Origin of the sequence: Actinoplanes derwentensis, from assembly GCF_900104725.1 — a bacterium.
In the GTDB taxonomy this organism is placed as follows: Bacteria; Actinomycetota; Actinomycetes; order Mycobacteriales; family Micromonosporaceae; genus Actinoplanes; species Actinoplanes derwentensis.
In genome coordinates this window covers 8,210,815-8,228,420 of record NZ_LT629758.1, presented here as the reverse complement: position 1 = coordinate 8,228,420, position 17,606 = coordinate 8,210,815, and the positions used below count along the sequence as shown (strand labels likewise).

At 69.8% G+C, this 17,606-nt stretch carries 23 protein-coding genes and 1 pseudogene; 7 read left to right on the top strand and 17 right to left on the bottom strand.

Annotation, left to right across the window (positions count from 1 at the left end):
- Position 1 precedes the first annotated feature (1 nt).
- Complete coding sequence (locus BLU81_RS36565) at positions 2–1,015, top strand: LacI family DNA-binding transcriptional regulator (protein WP_092558156.1); 1,014 nt, start codon at positions 2–4, stop codon at positions 1,013–1,015.
- Positions 1,016–1,252: 237 nt separating this feature from the next.
- Here the strand turns inward: BLU81_RS36565 and BLU81_RS36560 are convergent, their stop codons facing one another.
- From BLU81_RS36560 to BLU81_RS36510, 11 genes and pseudogenes are all read right to left on the bottom strand, one after another.
- A complete protein-coding gene (locus BLU81_RS36560) occupies positions 1,253–1,765 on the bottom strand; it encodes an O-acetyl-ADP-ribose deacetylase (protein WP_092551950.1) in 513 nt (170 codons plus the stop codon).
- Between the two features lie 234 nt (positions 1,766–1,999).
- Positions 2,000–2,800, bottom strand: a complete 801-nt coding sequence (locus tag BLU81_RS36555; protein ID WP_231953692.1) for an EI24 domain-containing protein — start codon at positions 2,798–2,800, stop codon at positions 2,000–2,002.
- Positions 2,801–2,853: 53 nt separating this feature from the next.
- Positions 2,854–3,369 (bottom strand): hypothetical protein, encoded by a 516-nt coding sequence (locus BLU81_RS36550; RefSeq protein ID WP_157751959.1) that lies wholly within the window; start codon positions 3,367–3,369, stop codon positions 2,854–2,856.
- Between the two features lie 70 nt (positions 3,370–3,439).
- Positions 3,440–4,273: an alpha/beta fold hydrolase gene (locus BLU81_RS36545; RefSeq protein WP_092558152.1), complete on the bottom strand. Its 834-nt coding sequence runs from the start codon at positions 4,271–4,273 to the stop codon at positions 3,440–3,442.
- Between the two features lie 47 nt (positions 4,274–4,320).
- On the bottom strand, positions 4,321–4,635 hold the full coding sequence (locus tag BLU81_RS36540) for a DUF2516 family protein (protein ID WP_092551944.1): 315 nt from the start codon (positions 4,633–4,635) through the stop codon (positions 4,321–4,323).
- 66 nt (positions 4,636–4,701) lie between these two features.
- Complete coding sequence (locus BLU81_RS36535; RefSeq protein WP_092551941.1) at positions 4,702–5,178, bottom strand: hypothetical protein; 477 nt, start codon at positions 5,176–5,178, stop codon at positions 4,702–4,704.
- A gap of 5 nt (positions 5,179–5,183) precedes the next feature.
- A pseudogene (locus BLU81_RS36530) lies at positions 5,184–5,591 on the bottom strand (helix-turn-helix domain-containing protein); the annotation flags it as partial.
- A gap of 100 nt (positions 5,592–5,691) precedes the next feature.
- Positions 5,692–6,600, bottom strand: a complete 909-nt coding sequence (locus BLU81_RS36525) for an asparaginase (protein ID WP_092551935.1) — start codon at positions 6,598–6,600, stop codon at positions 5,692–5,694.
- Positions 6,597–7,367: a BKACE family enzyme gene (locus BLU81_RS36520; RefSeq protein ID WP_092551932.1), complete on the bottom strand. Its 771-nt coding sequence runs from the start codon at positions 7,365–7,367 to the stop codon at positions 6,597–6,599. Before BLU81_RS36520 ends, BLU81_RS36525 begins: the two co-directional genes overlap by 4 nt.
- 20 nt (positions 7,368–7,387) lie before the next feature.
- The gene (ygfZ, locus tag BLU81_RS36515; protein WP_092558150.1) at positions 7,388–8,416 is read right to left on the bottom strand and encodes a CAF17-like 4Fe-4S cluster assembly/insertion protein YgfZ; all 1,029 of its coding nucleotides are present in this window, start codon (positions 8,414–8,416) and stop codon (positions 7,388–7,390) included.
- 8 nt (positions 8,417–8,424) lie between these two features.
- Positions 8,425–8,823, bottom strand: coding sequence for a Fur family transcriptional regulator (locus tag BLU81_RS36510; RefSeq protein ID WP_092558148.1), 399 nt, complete (start codon positions 8,821–8,823; stop codon positions 8,425–8,427).
- 42 nt (positions 8,824–8,865) lie between these two features.
- Here BLU81_RS36510 and BLU81_RS36505 point away from each other — a divergent pair, with 42 nt between their 5' ends.
- Positions 8,866–9,612, top strand: a complete 747-nt coding sequence (locus BLU81_RS36505; protein WP_092551929.1) for an aminotransferase class IV — start codon at positions 8,866–8,868, stop codon at positions 9,610–9,612.
- Here BLU81_RS36505 and BLU81_RS36500 read toward each other — a convergent pair.
- Both BLU81_RS36500 and mtfM read right to left on the bottom strand, forming a co-directional pair.
- A complete protein-coding gene (locus tag BLU81_RS36500; RefSeq protein ID WP_092551926.1) occupies positions 9,595–10,194 on the bottom strand; it encodes an FABP family protein in 600 nt (199 codons plus the stop codon). The two genes, BLU81_RS36505 and BLU81_RS36500, sit on opposite strands and share 18 nt — an antisense overlap.
- Positions 10,191–10,295: a small membrane protein MtfM gene (gene mtfM / locus BLU81_RS51670; protein ID WP_043533180.1), complete on the bottom strand. Its 105-nt coding sequence runs from the start codon at positions 10,293–10,295 to the stop codon at positions 10,191–10,193. The genes BLU81_RS36500 and mtfM overlap by 4 nt, the downstream gene beginning before the upstream one ends.
- 35 nt (positions 10,296–10,330) lie before the next feature.
- Between mtfM and BLU81_RS36495 the strand changes: the two genes are divergently transcribed.
- On the top strand, positions 10,331–10,705 hold the full coding sequence (locus tag BLU81_RS36495; protein ID WP_092551923.1) for a DsrE family protein: 375 nt from the start codon (positions 10,331–10,333) through the stop codon (positions 10,703–10,705).
- 3 nt (positions 10,706–10,708) lie between these two features.
- Here the strand turns inward: BLU81_RS36495 and BLU81_RS36490 are convergent, their stop codons facing one another.
- Entirely contained in the window at positions 10,709–11,536 is an 828-nt protein-coding gene (locus BLU81_RS36490; protein ID WP_092551920.1) for a hypothetical protein, read from the bottom strand.
- 96 nt (positions 11,537–11,632) lie between these two features.
- Between BLU81_RS36490 and BLU81_RS36485 the strand changes: the two genes are divergently transcribed.
- Positions 11,633–11,965 carry a helix-turn-helix domain-containing protein gene (locus BLU81_RS36485; RefSeq protein WP_092551917.1) on the top strand — a complete coding sequence of 111 codons (333 nt, stop codon included), beginning with the start codon at positions 11,633–11,635 and terminating at the stop codon, positions 11,963–11,965.
- Here BLU81_RS36485 and BLU81_RS36480 read toward each other — a convergent pair.
- Together BLU81_RS36480 and BLU81_RS36475 are read right to left on the bottom strand one after the other, a co-directional pair.
- Positions 11,952–12,368: an NUDIX hydrolase gene (locus BLU81_RS36480; RefSeq protein ID WP_092551914.1), complete on the bottom strand. Its 417-nt coding sequence runs from the start codon at positions 12,366–12,368 to the stop codon at positions 11,952–11,954. The two genes, BLU81_RS36485 and BLU81_RS36480, sit on opposite strands and share 14 nt — an antisense overlap.
- Positions 12,369–12,380: 12 nt before the next feature.
- Positions 12,381–14,276 (bottom strand): ATP-dependent DNA helicase, encoded by a 1,896-nt coding sequence (locus BLU81_RS36475; protein ID WP_092558146.1) that lies wholly within the window; start codon positions 14,274–14,276, stop codon positions 12,381–12,383.
- A 154-nt stretch (positions 14,277–14,430) separates the two neighbouring features.
- Between BLU81_RS36475 and BLU81_RS36470 the strand changes: the two genes are divergently transcribed.
- Positions 14,431–14,940 carry a DUF402 domain-containing protein gene (locus BLU81_RS36470; RefSeq protein WP_092551911.1) on the top strand — a complete coding sequence of 170 codons (510 nt, stop codon included), beginning with the start codon at positions 14,431–14,433 and terminating at the stop codon, positions 14,938–14,940.
- On the opposite strand, the gene sigJ is transcribed toward BLU81_RS36470, so the two are convergent.
- A complete protein-coding gene (gene sigJ / locus BLU81_RS36465; protein WP_092551908.1) occupies positions 14,937–15,845 on the bottom strand; it encodes an RNA polymerase sigma factor SigJ in 909 nt (302 codons plus the stop codon). The two genes, BLU81_RS36470 and sigJ, sit on opposite strands and share 4 nt — an antisense overlap.
- Positions 15,846–15,944: 99 nt before the next feature.
- Here sigJ and BLU81_RS36460 point away from each other — a divergent pair, with 99 nt between their 5' ends.
- Positions 15,945–16,889 carry a PI-PLC domain-containing protein gene (locus BLU81_RS36460; protein WP_092558144.1) on the top strand — a complete coding sequence of 315 codons (945 nt, stop codon included), beginning with the start codon at positions 15,945–15,947 and terminating at the stop codon, positions 16,887–16,889.
- Between the two features lie 88 nt (positions 16,890–16,977).
- Complete coding sequence (locus BLU81_RS36455) at positions 16,978–17,604, top strand: DUF47 domain-containing protein (RefSeq protein ID WP_092551905.1); 627 nt, start codon at positions 16,978–16,980, stop codon at positions 17,602–17,604.
- Positions 17,605–17,606 lie beyond the last annotated feature (2 nt).

The following is a 17,606-nucleotide window of genomic DNA, read 5'->3' as shown; positions in this document are numbered from 1 at the left end:
GTTGACGACGCGGGAACGGCCGACCTTGGAAGCGGTTGCCCAGCGGGCCGGGGTGTCCCGGGCCACGGTGTCCCGCGTCGTCAACGGTTCCACCACCGTCGCCGCCACCATCCGTGAGGCGGTCAACCGGGCCGTCGAGGAACTCGGCTATGTGCCGAACCAGGCGGCCCGGAGCCTGGTCACCCGGCAGACCGACTCGATCGCGCTGATCCTGCCGGAGACCGCGAACCGGGTCTTCTCCGACGACCTGTTCTTCCCGGCGATCATCCGCGGCGTCGGCTCCGAACTGGAAGCCGCCGACAAACAGCTGGTCCTGATGATGGCCGGCTCCGCGGCCGGCTACCAGCGGGTCGAACGCTACGCCGTGGCCGGCCACGTCGACGGTGTCATGTTCGCCTCCATCCACGGCGCCGACCCGCTGCCCGGCCTGCTGGCCCGGCGCGGCATCCCGGTGATCTGTTCCGGTCGCCCGATGACCGCCACACCGCCGGTGCCCTACATCGACGTCGATCACGCCGGTGGAGTCGCAGCCGCCATCCAACACCTGATCGAATCCGGTCGCAGCCGCATCGCCACCATCGCCGGCCCTCAGGACATGGTCGCCGGCCTGGCCCGCCTCACCGGCTACACCGACACGCTGCGTGACGCCGGGCTTCCCCCGCTGGTGGCCGCCGGCGACTTCACCCGCGACTCCGGGATCACCGCGATGCGCGCCCTGCTCGACCGGGATCCCGCGCTGGACGCCGTCTTCGCCGCCTCCGACCTGATGGCCCACGGCGCACTCCAGGCACTCCGGGCCGCCGGCCGCAGCGTCCCCGACGACGTCGCCGTTATCGGCTTCGACGACTTCGACATCAGCCGCTACAGCGACCCGCCGCTCACCACCGTCCGCCAGCCCATCGGCGAAGCCGGCCGCACGATGGCCCGCCAGATGCTGCGCCTGATCGCCGGCGACCCCGACGTCGAACCCGCGATCATCCTGCCCACCGAACTGATCATCCGCGCCTCAGCGTGACCCCGAACCCCTAAGACCCGGACCTTTTCGGTACGCCTACCGAACGCCACCGCTTCCACCCCGCGAGGCAGGCGGCCCGCCCGGACCGCCCCGCGTGCGCCGGGCGTGAGCGGTCCGTAACCGCACGGCAGCCCTTTGAACCGGCTTCACTCACGGCCAGCCTGGCCCCGGTCCGGTTCCGTGTGGTGACTTGGGGTGCGATTCGCACCCCAAGTCACCACACTCCGGGCCGTGGTTTCAGGAGTCGGCGACCGTGCGGGCGATGGCCGCGGTCTCGGCGCCGAACAGGATCAGGGTCGCCGTTCGGAGATTCACCGGGTCAGCCGTGCGGATCACACCGAGGGCCTGCCGCACGGCGTCCTCCACCGGCCACCGGTAGATCCCGGCCGAGATCAGTGGGAACGCGATCGTCTCGGCGCCAAGCTCGTCGGCGACCCGCAGCGAGTTCACATAGCAGGAACGCAACGACTCGGATCGGTCCTCGTCCGCGCTGAACACCGGCCCGACCGTGTGCACCACCCAGCGCGCCGGAAGCCGGCCCGCCGTAGTCGCGACCGCCTGTCCGATCGGGAGGCCCCGCCCGTACCGCGAAGCCCGCAGTTTCCGGGTCTCCTCCAGAATCGCCGGACCGCCCTTGCGGTGGATCGCCCCGTCCACCCCACCGCCACCGAGCAGCGACGAATTGGCCGCGTTGACGATCACGTCGACCAGCTGAACAGTGATGTCGCCTTCGACCAGCTCAACGTCCACAGCGCCCCCTGACGATCAACCATTCCAAGCTGCAGGAACCGTCGCCGCACTCTCACAAGAGGCGCTCGACGCGACCCGCAACACGCCCACGAGCCCAAGCGGACGACCCCATCCGCGTGGAGAGTTGAGGCGCGAATCGCACCGCAACTCACCACACAAAGCGGACGCCCCATCCGCGTGGAGAACTGAGGCGCGAATCGCACCGCAACTTTCCACACGGGCCTGGAGACCGCGCTATAGGGAGGCGGTTGTGGTGATTTCGATGGGGCGGTTCAGGGTCCGGCGGGACAGCAGGGTCGCGCCGGCGATCGCGGCCGGCATCAGGAAGACCGCGCCCAGCGGGATCAGGAACGTCAGGAAGACCGCGACTCCGAAGCCCAGCGTCAGCGGCTTGCGTTTCGCCAGAACCACCCGGCGGTGCCGTAGTCGCTGGCCACGGCGCTGGAACGGGACTCCGGTCAACTCCAGGGCGAGCAGCCAGCCACCGATCGCGGCGGCCAGCACCGGGATCACGGTCTGCCCGATGACCGGGATCAGGCCGAGCAGGAACAGCGGGATGCCGACCAGGATCGAGACGCCGATGAGCTTGAGGGAGTCGGCGAGGCTACGCCGCAGTGACTGCCAGAACCCGGCGGCGACCGCGTCCGGAACGCCGCCGAAGCGGTCCTCGACCAGCTCGGAGATCTTCTCGTAGAACGGGTCGCCGATCAGCAGCGTCACCGCGGCGAAGGTGAGGACCGACAGCAGGATGCCGGATCCGAGAACGGTGAGACCGCCGAGCACCCGCATGGTCCGGCGCAGCCACTCGGCCCAGTCGTCGGCGAACCACGTGACAAGCGCGGCCAGGTCCGGCAGGAAACGGATCAGCAGGAACAGCGCGACCGTGTAGAGAATCCCGGAGAGCAGCGCGGGCACCAGTCCGATGAGGAGCAGCCGGGGGCTGCGCAGCACCAGGCCGAGCCCACGGCCGAGCAACCCGGCACCCAGGGCGAACTCGCGGAACACCGACACCGGCCGGCTCAGATCACCACTCACGTTTCGGGAGCTTAGAGCCCGGATGCCAGATTCGCAGGACGGGGGCACCGCCTTCAGCGGAAGCGCCACCAGGCGGGACCCCGGTAGTTGTTGTAGTACCGGGTCTGTTCATCGACGAAACCGGACGGCTCCGGGATGACGGTGCTGGTGGTGGACGTCGGCACCGGCGGTGTGTCCGAAGGGTCCGGCGGGTCGGTGACCTGCGTCGGGGTCGGGACCGGTGGTTCGGTCAGGTGCGGTGGTTCGGTGGTCCGGGTGGTCTCCGGCGCTGCGGAACGGATGACCGTCACGGTCGTCACGACCACGGTCGGGCCGCCGAGCGGGGTGTCCGCCGAGGAACCGGGATCGGGCGTGGCCCGCGGTGGGTGGGCGGTGTAACCGGCACCCCGGTCCGGGGTGGTCCCGACCGGCGCGGAACCGATACCGCCCTCACCGCCGGAGTCGCCGAGACCCGCGTGAGCACCGAGCGCTGCCGGCTGACCGGCGGGAGCCCCCAGGGCCCAGCCGGCCACCCCGGCGAACGGCAGCCCGGCAACCACCAGAGCGAAGAAGACTGATTTAGGGGACAAGCGCACGTACAACGTACCGTTCAAACAGCGCAAAAGGTTACGGCTCCCGGGCGAGGCGAGACGGCGAACCCTAGCTGTTCAGGAACGTCGAGATCCGGTCTCGGAGAGCGTTTCGGCTGGTCCAGATGATGCTGGGGCGGTCGTAGATCTCCAGGTCGGCGTTCAGGAGAGCGGCGATCCGCTCGGACCAGGCAGCCGGATGGGTCTCGTCGCCACGGCAGCCCAGGATCAGGGCCCGGCCGGTGAACGATTTCAGTGCCGCCTCGTCGGGCACCGCGGGCTCCGACCACACCGACTCGATCTCGGGGGCCAGGCCGTCACGCTGAAGTTGCTCGACCCGCTGGCGCAGGAAACTCCAGCCGGCCGGGGTGTTGCGGACCGAGGCGGGAATCTCCAGTTCGACCGCGGCAGCGATCATCGCGGCCTCACCGGACTCGACCGAGGCGATCAGGCGGTCCAGCCGCTGGACGGAGGCGGGAGCGCGGGTGCCGTCCAGCGGAGCCGGCAGGTAGAGGACAACCCGCTCGAACCGGTCGGGAGTCTCGGCGATCAGCCGGCAGAGCGCGGCCGCACCCATGCTGACGCCGACGGCCCGGGTGGCGCCGGTCAGGTCGGCGACGGCTCGCAGGTCGGCGGACAGGTCGGCGAAGCTCCACGGCCCGGGCGGCACGTCGGACCGGCCGTGCCCGCGGGAGTGGAAGAACACCCGGCGGCCGATGACGGCGCTGCCGAGCGGGCGGGTGCCGGTGATGTCGCCGGCGAGACCGTGCGCGAACACGGTGACCGGATCACCGGTGCCGGTGGTGAGCTGCTCGACCCGTACCCCAGAAGAAGGAAGGGTGACCACCTCGGTCGCCGGACCCGGCAGCGTCGGCCGGCCCGTGCGTGGCCCGGTCCGGTCCATGCGCTGCAGCCGCGGGCCGCCGTCCGGAGGAGGCGGGCCGAACCGGATCACCAGAAGCCCTTGCCGTCCGACAGGTCTTTCAGGCCGGGACGGACGTCGAGCATGTAGACCAAGGCGGCGGCGACACCGATCATCGTGACGATCAGCAGACTGCCCCGGAGGAGCAGGGTGATCGCCAGGCAGACGCCGATGATGGCGGCCCACGCGCCCTTCGGCAGAGTGCCGAGCGCCTGGAAACCCGCACCACGTTGCGTCAGGCAGTGGATCAGCGCCACTGCCTGCACCGCCAAGGAGACGAGCAGGACGGCGAGGTTTATGTAATCACGGGCGGCGAGGAAGAAGATGGGCGCTGCTGTGGCCATGAGGAAGAGTCTATGCCGCGGGCCCCGGTGCTGCCGGAGCCCGCTGAGCATGTCGTCAGAGGTTGATCACTCTGCGGGGGCGGCCGGCTTGACCCGCTTGCGGGGCTTCGGGGTCGGCACGGCCTCGACAGCCTTGGCCTCCTCGACCGCGGCTTCGACAGCCTTCGGCTGCTCGGTGGCCTCGATGTCGGCGTTGACCACCTCGGCGGCCTCGACGACACCGGTGCCGACGACGCGCTCGCCACGGGCGACCAGCTCGTTGTAAACGGCGATCGCGCGCTCCGAGGCGATCTGGGCGAAGCTGGCGGCAGCGCTCGCCGCGTTCTCGCGCAGACCGTTGAAGTCGGTGGTCTCGGCCTTGCCACGCAGCTCGGCGGCCTTGGTGCCGGCCTGCTCGTTGTAGGTCTTCAGCGAGGCGGCGGCCTTGTCACTGAGCTCGGTCACCACGGCGGGCAGCTTGCGGAGCTGCTCGTAGGCGAGGTCACCCGCGCCGGCGGCGGCGTACAGCGGGGCAGGGATCTTGGTCTTGGTCTGCTCGGTCATGGCTTCTCCTCGGCGATCGGGGTGGTCCGGGGCGCGGCGTCGGCTGGCTCGGACGGCTGCGCGCTGTTTCGCACGTTCTCGTTGCGGAACGTCTCGTAGATCTGCGTCAGGGACTGCTTCTGCGCGATCGTGAGCTCCGGGTCGACCGCGATGGCGGCCAGCACACCCTGCTGGCCTTCGCCATCGAGCAGTCCGGCCCGCAAGTACATCGCGGGCGTCGACACTCGCAAGGCACTGGCGATCTGGGCCAGCACCTCGGCGCTCGGTTTACGCAGGCCGCGCTCGATCTGACTCAGGTAGGGGTTGCTCACCCCGGCCTTGTCGGCGAGCTGCCGGAGCGAGATCTTCGCGGTCTGCCTCAGGTCTCGGATGAAGGTCCCGATGTCCTCAGGCAGATCCTTGGGTGCGGCCATATCTCGAAGTTAGCCTGCAGTGCTAGCTGTTGCAAGCAAAATGCTAACTCTAGCTAGCGTGAACCGAGTCACCCCTGATTTTTCGCCCCTCAGGGCCCGCTCAGATGGTCGCGCGGACCTCGCCGACCGGCAGGCCACCACCGAGAACCACCTCGGGGAAGTCGCCGATCTCCAGGCCGAGGCGGCGCAGAGCCGCGATCAGCACCGGCCCCCGGGCCCGGGCGGCACCGTCGGAGATCTTGAGGGCGACCGCTCCGAAACCGGGCATGGCCGCCGCGGCCACCCCATCAGCGCCCTTCTTCACGAGCAGCCCGGGAACCGCCGCCATCAGCACGGAATCATCGGTCCCGGTGCCCGCCACCAGCGTCGGGTTCGCCCGCATCGCATCGGCCACCCGGCGCTCCGGGGTGCCCGGTCCGGCCTCGACCAGCTGCTGGAAGGCCCGCGCCAGCCCGAGCGGGGAGATTGCGAAGATCGGCGCGCCGCAGCCGTCCACCCCGAGCGCCGCGATCGGCTCACCGGCGAGACGGCTGACCGCGTCTCCGAGCGCCTTCTGCAACGGGTGGTCGACGTCGAGGTACGACTCCAGCGGCCACCCGTTGACCACACAGGTGGCGAGCATGCCGGCGTGTTTGCCGGAGCAGTTCATCAGGATCGGCTCGGCCGCACCCCCGCCACGCAGCCAGGCGTCCCGCGCGTCCGTGTTCAGCGGCAGGTCGGCCGGGCAGCGCAGCGCCTCCGGGCCGAGCCCGGCCGCGGCGAGCATCGCCCGCACTCGTTCCACGTGGAACGGCTCGGCGTCGTGACTGCCGCTCATCAGAGCGAGGTCGGCCTCCTCGCGGGGAACGAGACCGGACGTCAACAAGCCGACGGTCTGCAACGGCTTGTTGGACGAGCGGGGGAAGAACGGACTCGCGACATCCCCGAGGGATTCACCACCGAGCACGGCGACGACACCGTGGTGGGTGCTCTCCACAAAACCGGAACGGACGACTTCAGCAACGATCATCGGGGTGGAACTCCCAGCAGGTCACGGGCTTGAGCAGGGGTCAGCGGCGGGCGCTGGGCGAGCTGGGCGAACCCGACCGCCCGGGCGACCAGCTGCATGTTCGAGTCGACGGGGCGATTCTCGGCGTACGACAGGGTGTCCTGCATGCCGACCCGGAGATGACCGCCGGTCGCGAGAGACGCCAGCATCACCGGCAGGGTGCTACGGCCGATGCCGGTGGCCGAGAACGTGGTGCCCGCCGGCAGGTCACGGATCGCCTGCTCACACGCGACGAGGGTGGCCGCCGTTCCGGGCGCTCCGTCGGGCGCGCCCAGTCGCAGGCCGAGATGGATGTGGCCACCGGCCGGGAGACCGTACCGGGTGAGCACTCGCTCCAGGAGGCTGAGCTGGTCCAGGCCGAGGATCCGGTACTCCGGCACGACACCGCGCTCTTGCGCGCGAGTGTGTAGGTTGATGGTGGTCCCCGGCGATTCCATCGGGATGGAGACCATGTCCGGGCCGGCGTCGACCACGGTCAGCCGGTCCTCAGCACCGGTAGTGGCGAGCTGCACGATCAGACCGGTGGATTCGCGCAGCGCCGCCACCACAGCCCGCAGCCCGTCCCGGTCCTGTGGGTCCCGAGTGCGCACGTGGACGACGGCAGCGCCCAGCGCCTCACACTCCTTGGCGGTCGTCACCAACTCGGCCAGGGTCACCGGCAGAGCTGGTACTTCCGCCTTACCGCGATCCGCGCCGGTCGGGGCGACGGTGATCAAGGTCCCGGTCATGCCTCGCATACTGCCATGGGTCACCCGGCGTCGATGGCGGCCGCCGACTCCCCCACCGACAGATCGGCGTCGTCCGGGACGTTTCGTTTCACCACGGCGAGCGCGACCATGCCCAGCTCGTGATGCCGGACCGCGGTGCCGATGAAACCGACGGCCCGGCCGGCCAGCTCGACCGGCGTGTTCCTGGCCGGCGGATGGTCACTGGCGACGCCGTCGAGGTGCAGCAGGACCTGGCGGCGGGGCGGGCGGCCCAGGTTGTGGACCCGGGCGACCGTCTCCTGGCCTCGGTAGCAGCCCTTTTCCATGTGCACGCTGGTGGCCATCAGGCCGATCTCGGCGGGGATCGTCCGGTGGTCGGTCTCCCAGCCCAGCCGGGGGATCCGGTGGGCGACCCGCACCGCCTCGTACGCCCAGAGCCCGGCCCGGGGCACGTTCAGCTTCTCGATGATCTCGTCCTTGCGCGCGCGCGGCACCAGCAGGTCGACCCCGAGAGGGACCCGCCGGGCCAGTCCGCCTTCGAACGCACGTACCGAATAGTGGCTCGTCGCCCCGGCCGGAACGGACCCGGCGGCGAATCGGGCATCCGGCACCGCGCCCACCCGAGGGTCCGCGAGGTCCGGGAACAGCGCGGCCGCGCCCGGCCCGACCAGCGACAGCACGGCGATCTCCGCGGTCGCGTCGCGCGGCTCGACCCGGGTGAAGAAGCGCATCATCTCCAGGTACTTCAGGAGACCCTCACCCGCGCCGGGCTCGGTGTCCAGCCACGCCGTCGTCCCGTCCTCGGCGACGAGGGCATGTTGCTCGATGTGCCCGTTCGGGGAGAGAACCAGCAGCTCGGTGCCCTCGTCGGCTTTCAGCGCAGACAGGTGCTGGGTGGTGATCGTGTGCAGCCAGCTCGCCCGCTCCACACCGGGAACCGCGATCACCGCACGGTTCGACCGATCGACCAGGCCCACCGCGGTCTCCAGCAGGCGCTGTTCGCGCATCGGGTCGCCGAAGTGCGCGGGCACCCCGGCGTCGGCCGAAGCCGGGTCCAGATCCTCAACCATGACGGTGGTCACTCGGCCTCCTTGCAATCGCCGCACACTCCGAAGAGCGAGACGTGCCCCACATCGACGCGGAACGCCCGCTCCCGCAGCAGCTGCTCGGTGACCGGGACCATCACCCCCGGGTCGATCTCGGAGATCGACCCGCACGACCGGCACACCAGGTGGACATGCTGGTGCTCCTTGGCCGAGGAATAGGTCGGCGAACCGTGCGACAGGTGCGTGTGGTTCACCAGGCCCAGCTCTTCGAGCAGCTCAAGGGTCCGGTAGACGGTGGTGATGTTGACCCCGGCGGCCCGCTCACGGACCGCGTTGTGCACCGACTCGGGAGTCGCATGACCGAGTTCGTGCACCGCTTCGAGGATCAACTGGCGCTGTGGGGTGAGTCGCAGGCCCCTCTCGCGGAGCATGGCGGCTAGCGATGTGGCGGACACATGACGAGCATAGTTCGGGTGATCGAACGAATCCTCGTCCCGCCCACCGACCTGCTCGGCGACGGTGTCTTCGAGACGCTGCATCTGCGACCGTCCGGGCCGTGGCTGCTCGACGAGCACCTGGCCCGGCTGGCCCGCTCGGCGGCGATCCTCGACATGCCTTCGCCGTCGGTGCGACTGCCGGGTGATCTTCCGGACTCGGGTGCCCTGCGGATCATCTACACGCGTCAGATACTGGACATTTCGGTCTCGCCGATTCCGGCTTCGGTGCTGCGCGAGCGGCGTGACGGGGTCCGGGCGCTCGCCGCCGACTCCGGCATCTCGGTACGGAGGCGTCCGCCATGGTCCATCGCGGCGGCCAAGTCGCTGTCCTACGCGGAGAACTTCGCGGCCCGGCGATGGGCGGCACGGCACGGTGCCGACGACCTCATCGGGCTTTCCACCGAGGGGTACGTCCTGGAAGCGCCGACCGCGTCGGTGGTCTGGCTGACCGGTGACGAACTGTGCACGGTCCCGCCGGTCGAGGCCGGCATCCTGCCCGGTATCACCGCGGCCCACCTGCTGTCCCGGGCGCCGTCGGTGGGCCTGCGCCCGGCCGAGCGGATGATCACGCTCGGCGAACTGGCCGCCGCCGACACGATCTGGCTGGCGTCGTCACTGCGCGGGCTGGCCGAGGTGACCAGCCTGGACGGGGCGTCCCGGACCCGATCGCCCTGGACTCCCCGCCTCCTGGAACTGCTGGGTTACTCAGCCACCGATGCGTAGCAGCCGGGCCGACATGTGCGGCCTCAAGCCACTGTCGCCGACCGCGATCTCGTGGGCGTACAACAGCGCGCCCTCGACGACACCGAACAGCCGGTGACCGCCCGTCACGGGCAGACCGGACGGCGTGTACGCCACCGCGTCGGCGGTCATCTCCAGCCGGGTCGTGGCCGCCTTGCCCAGATAGAGCTCGGCCACCCCGTCCGGGCGGATCATGGTGGCTTCCATCTCGTCACCCGGCCGGCCGTCGACCAGCACCGGACGCCAGAACCCGGACTCGTTCAGCGCCTGCCCGGCTGGTTTCGAGTCATCGTCGAGCACCCAGGCGCGCGACTCGAACCGCAGGAAATCCCGGCCGTCGTGGCTGATCCGGATCTCCTGGGCGAAGTCGTAGTCCTTCTCCTGCGGGAACCCGCCCTGCCCACGGCCCCGCCACAACCCGACGAACGGCAGCAGCCCCAGCAGCGCCGGGTGCAGATCCGGACCGGACCGCAGGTCGTGAGTGTCCTCATAGGGATAGCGCTCGACCGGCGGAGCGTTGAGCCACGGCGGCGGTCCCAGCGGGTTTTCCGTCTCGTTGCTCACCAGCGTCCCCTCGAAATGCGCATTGCCAGATAGCCGAAGCCGCCGGCCAGACCGCCCAGAGCGGCCACCAGCAGACTCACGAACCCGATTTCCGTAACCATGACCGGCCCATCTTATGCTGGCCGCTCCGGGCTCTATGCTGGCCGCTATGGCACGCCTGCTCGTCGTCAAGGCCACCGCCGGCGCCGATGCCCCGGAACGCTGCAACCAGGCGTTCAACGTGGCCGCGACCGCCGCGACCGCCGGAGTCGACGTGTCGTTCTGGCTGACCGGCGAATCCACCTGGTTCGCCCGGCCCGGCCGGGCCGCCACCTTCGTGCTCCCACACGCCGCTCCACTGCCCGACCTGATCGACCTGCTCCTCGAAACCGGCCGGATCACCGCCTGCACCCAGTGCGCCGCCCGCCGCGACATCGGCCCCGGCGACGTGATCCCCGGCATCCGCATCGCCGGCGCCGCCGCCTTCGTCGAAGAGATCATGTCCGACGGCGCGCAGGCGCTGGTCTACTAGCTTTCAGACCGTCCGGCAGCCGGTGGTCACCGAGATCCGGAGCCGCCCACCGTCAGCGGTGGTCACGACCGATTCAGACCCGGCGCGGTACGCCCACCCACCCGGCTCACTCCACACCGGCTCAGCCCCCGCGGGCACCCCACGCGGCTCGCCGTCCGGATCAGCCACACCCCCGTCGGCCTGGAACGTCGCAGCGGTCCCGCCACCAGGGCAGACCACCGCCCCGCGAACCGTGCCACCGATCTCCCGCAGCATCTCCGGTACCGCCCCCGCAGCCGGATCGCCCCGATCGAGACCGCCGGTCGACGGCCGGCACCCGGTGAAGACCGACACCGTCAGCACCTGATCCGACGAATGCGCCTCGGCCTCGACCCCGATGTAGTCCCCCGCGTCGGCGAAGAACGACAACCGGGTGCCCCCACGGGTCGCCACCACTCCGGCGTCATAGGACTCCGGCAGCCCTTCGGCAAGCCCACTGAGAGCCTCACGAGCCTCGCCGTCGGCCACGTAGAGCGTCACGGTCCGTTCGGCTTCGAGCCCGTCCCGAACCGGGGTGATCGCACACTCGGTGACCCGCAGATCCCCGATCCGCAGCACCCACCGCTCATCCTGAACGACCTCGACGAGCGCCCCGGTAGCGGTCCGCATCGACGACAGAGCCTGCCCGATGTCCCGCTGCTCCGGCACGGTCGGCGGATCATTACGAACCGACCAGAACACCGCCCCGGTCAACAGAACCCCCCAGGCACCCACCACCGCCCAGGTCCACCACCGCCGCCCCTTCGGAGCCGGCGGCGGGTACCCATTCCCCGGCCCCGTCACGGCAGCCATGGTGACACGTCCACCAGGTTCACCCGAATTCGCGACTACGGCTGGATATAATATTTTCTTATAATCGACCGGTGTGGGAGATCCAGGGGGTGCGCGATGACCGAGGCCACGAACTGGCGCGACGTCAAGGCGAAGGCCCGCGCCGCCGACCCGGACTGGGACAGCCCCGATCGCGTCTCGCGCCGAGACCAGATGCGCGAGCAGATGATTGCTGCGGTCAGTGGCGCCCGGCTTGCCCAGATTCGCAAGGATCTCGGCCTGACTCAGGTTCAACTCGCTGAGGCCACCGGCCTGAGTCAAGCCCGAATCAGCCAGATCGAGAACGGCGACTCGATGACCATCGACGTCCTGCGCGTCTATGTGACCGGCCTGGGTGGCCACGTCGAGGTCGTAGCTCGCATCGGGGACATCCGGCTCAACGTCGCCTGATCGCGGCATACTCCGGCGAGGCCAGGAAACGCTCGATCATCTCCGCACTTCCCGGGGTGAAAGACCGGTCGAGAACCTCGTCCACCGGGATGAAGAGCATCGCGGCGCCCTCACCCAGAACCACGTCCTCCTGCCCCGCTGAGGTCGCCGCGTAGAAGTAGTTCTTCGTCCGATCCTGGTCGGGTAATTCCTGCCGGACGAAGAGACGCAGCGGCCCGTCCGGGCGCAACCCGGTCTCCTCCCACAACTCGCGGATCGCGCCCTCCTCCGGCGTCTCGCCCTCCTCGATAGCGCCGCCGGGAAGGCCCCAGACGTTCGGGAAGTAGGGCGCCTTGTCGTCGCGCAGCTGCAACAACAGCGCGCCGGTGCGGTCGACCAGGAGTGTGCAGGCGACGTGGATCAACGGGCGGTCCTCTCAGCTGTTGCCGAGGCGGCGGAGTGCTCCCTCGGCGACCTCGGGGCGGGTCGTGTACCAGAACGGCGGGAGTGAGCCCCGGAGGAAGGCTCCATAACCGCGGGCCGTCTCCAAACGGGAGTCCAGGACCGCGACCACGCCCTTGTCCCCGGTGGAGCGGATCAGGCGGCCGACGCCCTGCGCCAGGCGAACGGCGGCGATCGGGACGCTGACCGCGGTGAAGCCGGAACCGCCGGAGGCGTCGACCGCGGCGGCCCGGGCGGCGGCCAGGGGCTCGTCGGGGCGGGGGAACGGCAGACGGTCGATGACGACCAACTGGCAGGCGTCACCGGGCACGTCGACGCCCTGCCAGAGCGACATCACGCCGAAGAGACAGCTCGCCTGGTCCTCTTTGAATTTCCGTACCAGAATCGGCAGTGTCTCCTCGCCCTGGAGCAGGATCGGCAGGTCCGTTTTGGCACGCAGCAGCTCGGCAGCCTGGGTGGCGGCCTTGCGGGACGAGAAGAGCCCGAGGGTGCGCCCGCCGAGCGCCTCGACCAGCCGCAACAGCTCGGCTCCGGCGGCGTCGGGCAGCCCGGACATCGCGGGCCGGGGCAGGTGCGCCGCCACGTACAGAATGCCCTGTTTCGGATAGTCGAAGGGCGAACCCACGTCGAGCGAGGTCCAGCCGTCACCGGAGGTCGCCTTGCCGTCGACGGGCAGACCGAGGGACCGGGCCACGGTGTCGAACTTGCCGCCCAGGGTCAGCGTGGCGGACGTCACCACCACGGTCCGGTCGGTGTAGAGGCTCTCGGAGAGGGTGCCGGCGACCGACAGCGGGGCGACCACCAGGGCCCGGCGGCCGCTGCCGAAATCGGACTTCTCGATCCAGGCCACGTCGAACTTGTTCTCTTCGAGCAGCCGCTGCGCGGTGGTGGAGAGTTCGTCGAGGACCGCTTTGGCCTGCTGTTTGCCGACCGGGTCGGAGTCGTCGGCCTTGATCTCGCCGATCGAGGAGAGCCCGGACCGGGTGGCCGACTCCAGGGTGGCGACGGCCAGGCGCAAGCGCTCGGGCAACCCGCTGGTGAGGCGCTCGGCGGGCAGGTCGGTGAGGCAGACGGTGAGCTCGTCGGCGGCCTGAGCCAGCTGCTCGGCGGCGGCCGGGGTGATCATCGTGCGGGCGCGGCGGCCGGCCCGCTCGACGGACTCGGGGGTGATCTCGGCCTGCGCCGCGGAGGAGACCCGGTCGGCCAGCTCGTGGGCCTCGTCGACGATCAGCAGCTTGTGCGGTGGGACGATCTGCCGCTCGGCGATCATGTCGACGGCGAGCAGGCTGTGATTGGTGACGACGATGTCGGCCTCACGGGCGCGGACCCGGGAGGCCTCGGCGAAACACTCCGCCCCGTACGGACACCGGCCCGCCCCGACGCAGTCCCGGGCCGGCATCGACACCTGCCGCCAGACGACCTCGTCGACACCGGGGTCGAGCTCGTCACGGTCGCCGGTCTCGGTCTTCTCCGCCCATTTGCGGATCCGCAGGATCTGCTTGCCGATCTTGCCGGCCTCACCGAGCCACTGAACGGCCTTGGGCGCGGGCGCGGCCGAGTCGAAGAGCGTGTCGTTGGGCTCCTGCTCGTCGGCGTGTTCGAGTTTCGCCGCGCACAGGTAGTGGTGGCGGCCCTTGAGCACGGCGAACGTGGGCTTGCGCCCGAGCACCGGCTGCACCGCCTCGGCGAGCCGGGGCAGGTCGTGCGCGATCAGCTGGTTCTGCAGCGCCAGGGTGGCGGTGGAGACCACGACCGGACCCTCGACGAGCAGGGCGGGAGTGAGATAGCCAAGACTCTTGCCGGTGCCCGTGCCGGCCTGAACTAGCAGGTGCTCCTTGTTCTTGACGGCCTTGTCGATGGCCTCGACCATCGCCTGCTGTCCGGGACGGGCGGAACCACCGGGAACCGCCCCGACGGCGGCGGCGAGGACCTGCTCGGCGGTTGCCTTTTTCTTAGTGACTGCGGGCACGCAGGAACCGTACCCGGCACCACCGACATAACCGGGTCAACGTTAGGGTGCACCCATGCCGAGCGAGATGGTCCGGGTCATCTACACGAAGTACGACGGTTCGGCACATCGTGACTACCCGGCCCGCCGTCTGGCGGAGGACGACCTCGGCATCTGGGTCGGCGTGACGCGGGGCACCGCCTCGGTCTACCACGGCCGCCCGTCGGTGGAGCAGATCCCGTTCGTGCTGCTCATCCCGCATTACGCGTGGTGGACGGGCATGTTCAACCCACCGCCGCGGACCAGTGAGGTCTACTGCGACATCACCACCCCGGCGCGCTGGGAGGGTGACACGGTGCACATCGTGGACCTGGATCTGGACGCGGTCCGGCGCCGCGAGTCGGGCCTGGTCGAGCTGCGGGACGAGGACGAGTTCGCCGAGCACCGGGAGGCGTTCGGTTACCCGAGTGATCTGGTGGAGCACGCCGAGGCCGCCTCCCGGTACCTGATCGGGGCGCTCGGCGACGGCACCGAACCGTTCGCCACCCACTACCGCAAACACCTACTCGAAGTGACCCAGGACTAGTTCTTTCTTGAAATCGGCCGAGTGCAAGAAAGAACTAGCTTCTCCGGGTTCTGCTGGTTGAAGACGCCGGTGATCCGGCCCTCGTCGACGGTGACCGCGACGACCACGAGCAGTCGGCTTCCGTCCGGGTTCCGGCCGCTGAGCATGAGCGCGGCCGACCCGTTGACCAGCACCGGCTCGATCGTGAGGTCGGTGACTCCGGGCAGCCGGTGGGCGAGCAGGCCGGTGAAGAACCGGGCCACCCGGTCGGCGCCGAGAACGGGACGCAGCGCGGCACGGACGACTCCGCCGCCGTCGCCGATGGCGACCACATCAGGTGCCAGAACCGCAGCGAGAGTACGCATGTCGCCGTCCCGTGCGGCCGCGAGGAACGCGTTCAGCACCCGCCGCTGCTCGGGCAGCCCGGCAGTGTGCCGGACCTGACCGTCGGCGACCGCTTTCCGGCCCCGGGAGGCGTGCTGCCGGGCCGCCGCCGGTGTGCTGTCCAGCACCGCCGCCACCTCGTCGAACGGCACCGCGAACGCGTCGTGCAGGACGAACGCCACCCGCTGCTCGGGGGTGAGCTTCTCCAGCACCACCAGCAGGGCGATGCTGACCTGATCGGAGAGTTCGGCGTGGTCGGCCGGGTCGGCGTCGGGTTCCACGACGAAGGCGGGCAGCCACTCACCGGGGTACGTGTCCCGGCGTACCCGCGCGGAATTGAGATGGTCCAGGCAGATCCGTGCGGTGACCGTCGTCAGCCACCCCCGGACGTCCCGGATCTCCTCGGCCGTCTGCCGCGCGTAGCGCAGCCAGGTTTCCTGAACCGCGTCCTCGGCCTCGGCACGGCTGCCGAGCATCCGGTAGGCGACGGCCGTCAGGTAGGAACGGTGGGCCTCGAAATCGGCCACGGACGACGACGGCATGACACGAATTCTGCGCGACATTGCTCGTTCTCGCCTATCGGCTGTGCCACAGTATTAAACACCCATATTGTACGAATCGGATGGTGTCTGGTGCAGGAGATGGCGACAATCGCGGGCGGACTGGCCGGGCTCGCCGGAGCCGGTGGCGCGGTCGCGGTCGCCCTGATCCGCCGACAGCACCCCTGGTTGACCGCCGGACACGCGCTGACCAGCGCGGAGACGATCGACCCGCTGCCCGGGGTGATCAGACTCGGACTGTCCGGGATGACGGTCGTGGTGACTCCGGGACCGCGCGGTGAGCTCTACCTCGGCCCCGGCGCCCCGCAGCCCGGCCGGACCCTGCGCCGGCTGGTGCTGGCCCCGCTCTTCACCCGCGCCGGAGCGAACGGCGGCCGCCTGTGGCCGGACCAGCGGGCCCCGTTCCGGCTGGTCATCGAGTTCGGCGGCGGGAACCGGGACCCGGAGGCGCTGCTGCGTGCCTACCGGATGCTGGACCGGCAACTCCAGGACCACGCCGGCCTGCTGAGCAGTTGCCGGCACGAGGTGCTCAAGCCGCGATCGGTGACCGTGACGGTGACCGGCGCCGTCGACGTCCGGGAGTTGCTGGCCGCCGAACCCGTGCGGTACGCGTTCGCCGACGGTGACTTCGACGACCTCGGCTCCCGCTCGGCCCCGCCGGAACTGGTGCCGATGGTCAGCGAATCGTGGGGCCGCCGGTTCGGCTGGGACGGCCGCGACTCGATCACCGCCGAGGAACGGCACCAGTTGCACGCCCTGGTCCGGGCCGCTCACGAGGAGGGCCGAACCGTGCGGTTCTCCGGACTGCCGGACGGCGCCCGCAAGGACCGCGCGGCGATCTGGACCGAACTGGGCGCCGCCGGGGTGGACGTGATCGCCGACACCGATCTGGTCGGGCTGGCCCGGCATCTGCGCCGTCACCCGATCAGCGACCCACCGCGCGCACCCGCTCCGACCAGGGCAGTCGTCCGTTCCACCCCGCGGCCGAACGCGCCACGTCCGGAGAATCGTCACGAGCCGGTTTAAGGGCCGTCGCGAAGGGTGAACCCCTCCGGACCGATAGCATGCGTTCGGAGATCCATTCATATAGCGCCCGTCGATCGAGGTCCCCGCCGTGAAGTTCTCATTCCGCCCCGTCGAGGGTGCCTTCTACGAACTCTTCACCAGGGCCGCGTACAACCTGGTCAAAGGCACCGAGCTACTGAACGAGCTGGCCCTGCCCGGTGTGGACGTCCAGTCTGTCGCCGATCGGCTGACCGATGTGGAACACGACAGCGACTCGATCACCCACGAGCTCTACAAGAAGATCAACTCCACCTTCATCACCCCGTTCGACCGGGAGGACATCTACTCGCTCGGCTCCCAGCTGGACGACGTGATGGATCACCTGGAAGCGGCCGGGAACCTGCTCTACCTCTACGGTCTGACCGCCCTGCCCTCGCTGCCGCGGGAGATGCACGAGCTGGTCACCGTGCTGGACCAGCAGGCGAAGATCACCGCCGAGGCGATGCCGCGGCTGCGCTCGATGAAGAACCTCGAGGAGTACTGGATCGAGATCAACCGCCTGGAGAACGACGGCGACCGCGCCTACCGGATGCTGCTGGTCCGGCTCTTCTCCGGCGAGTACGACGCGCTGACCGTGCTCAAGATGAAGGAGGTCGTCGACGAGCTGGAGGCCGCCTGCGACGCCTTCGAGCACGTGGCGAACACCATCGAGACCATCGCGGTCAAGGAGTCCTAGAC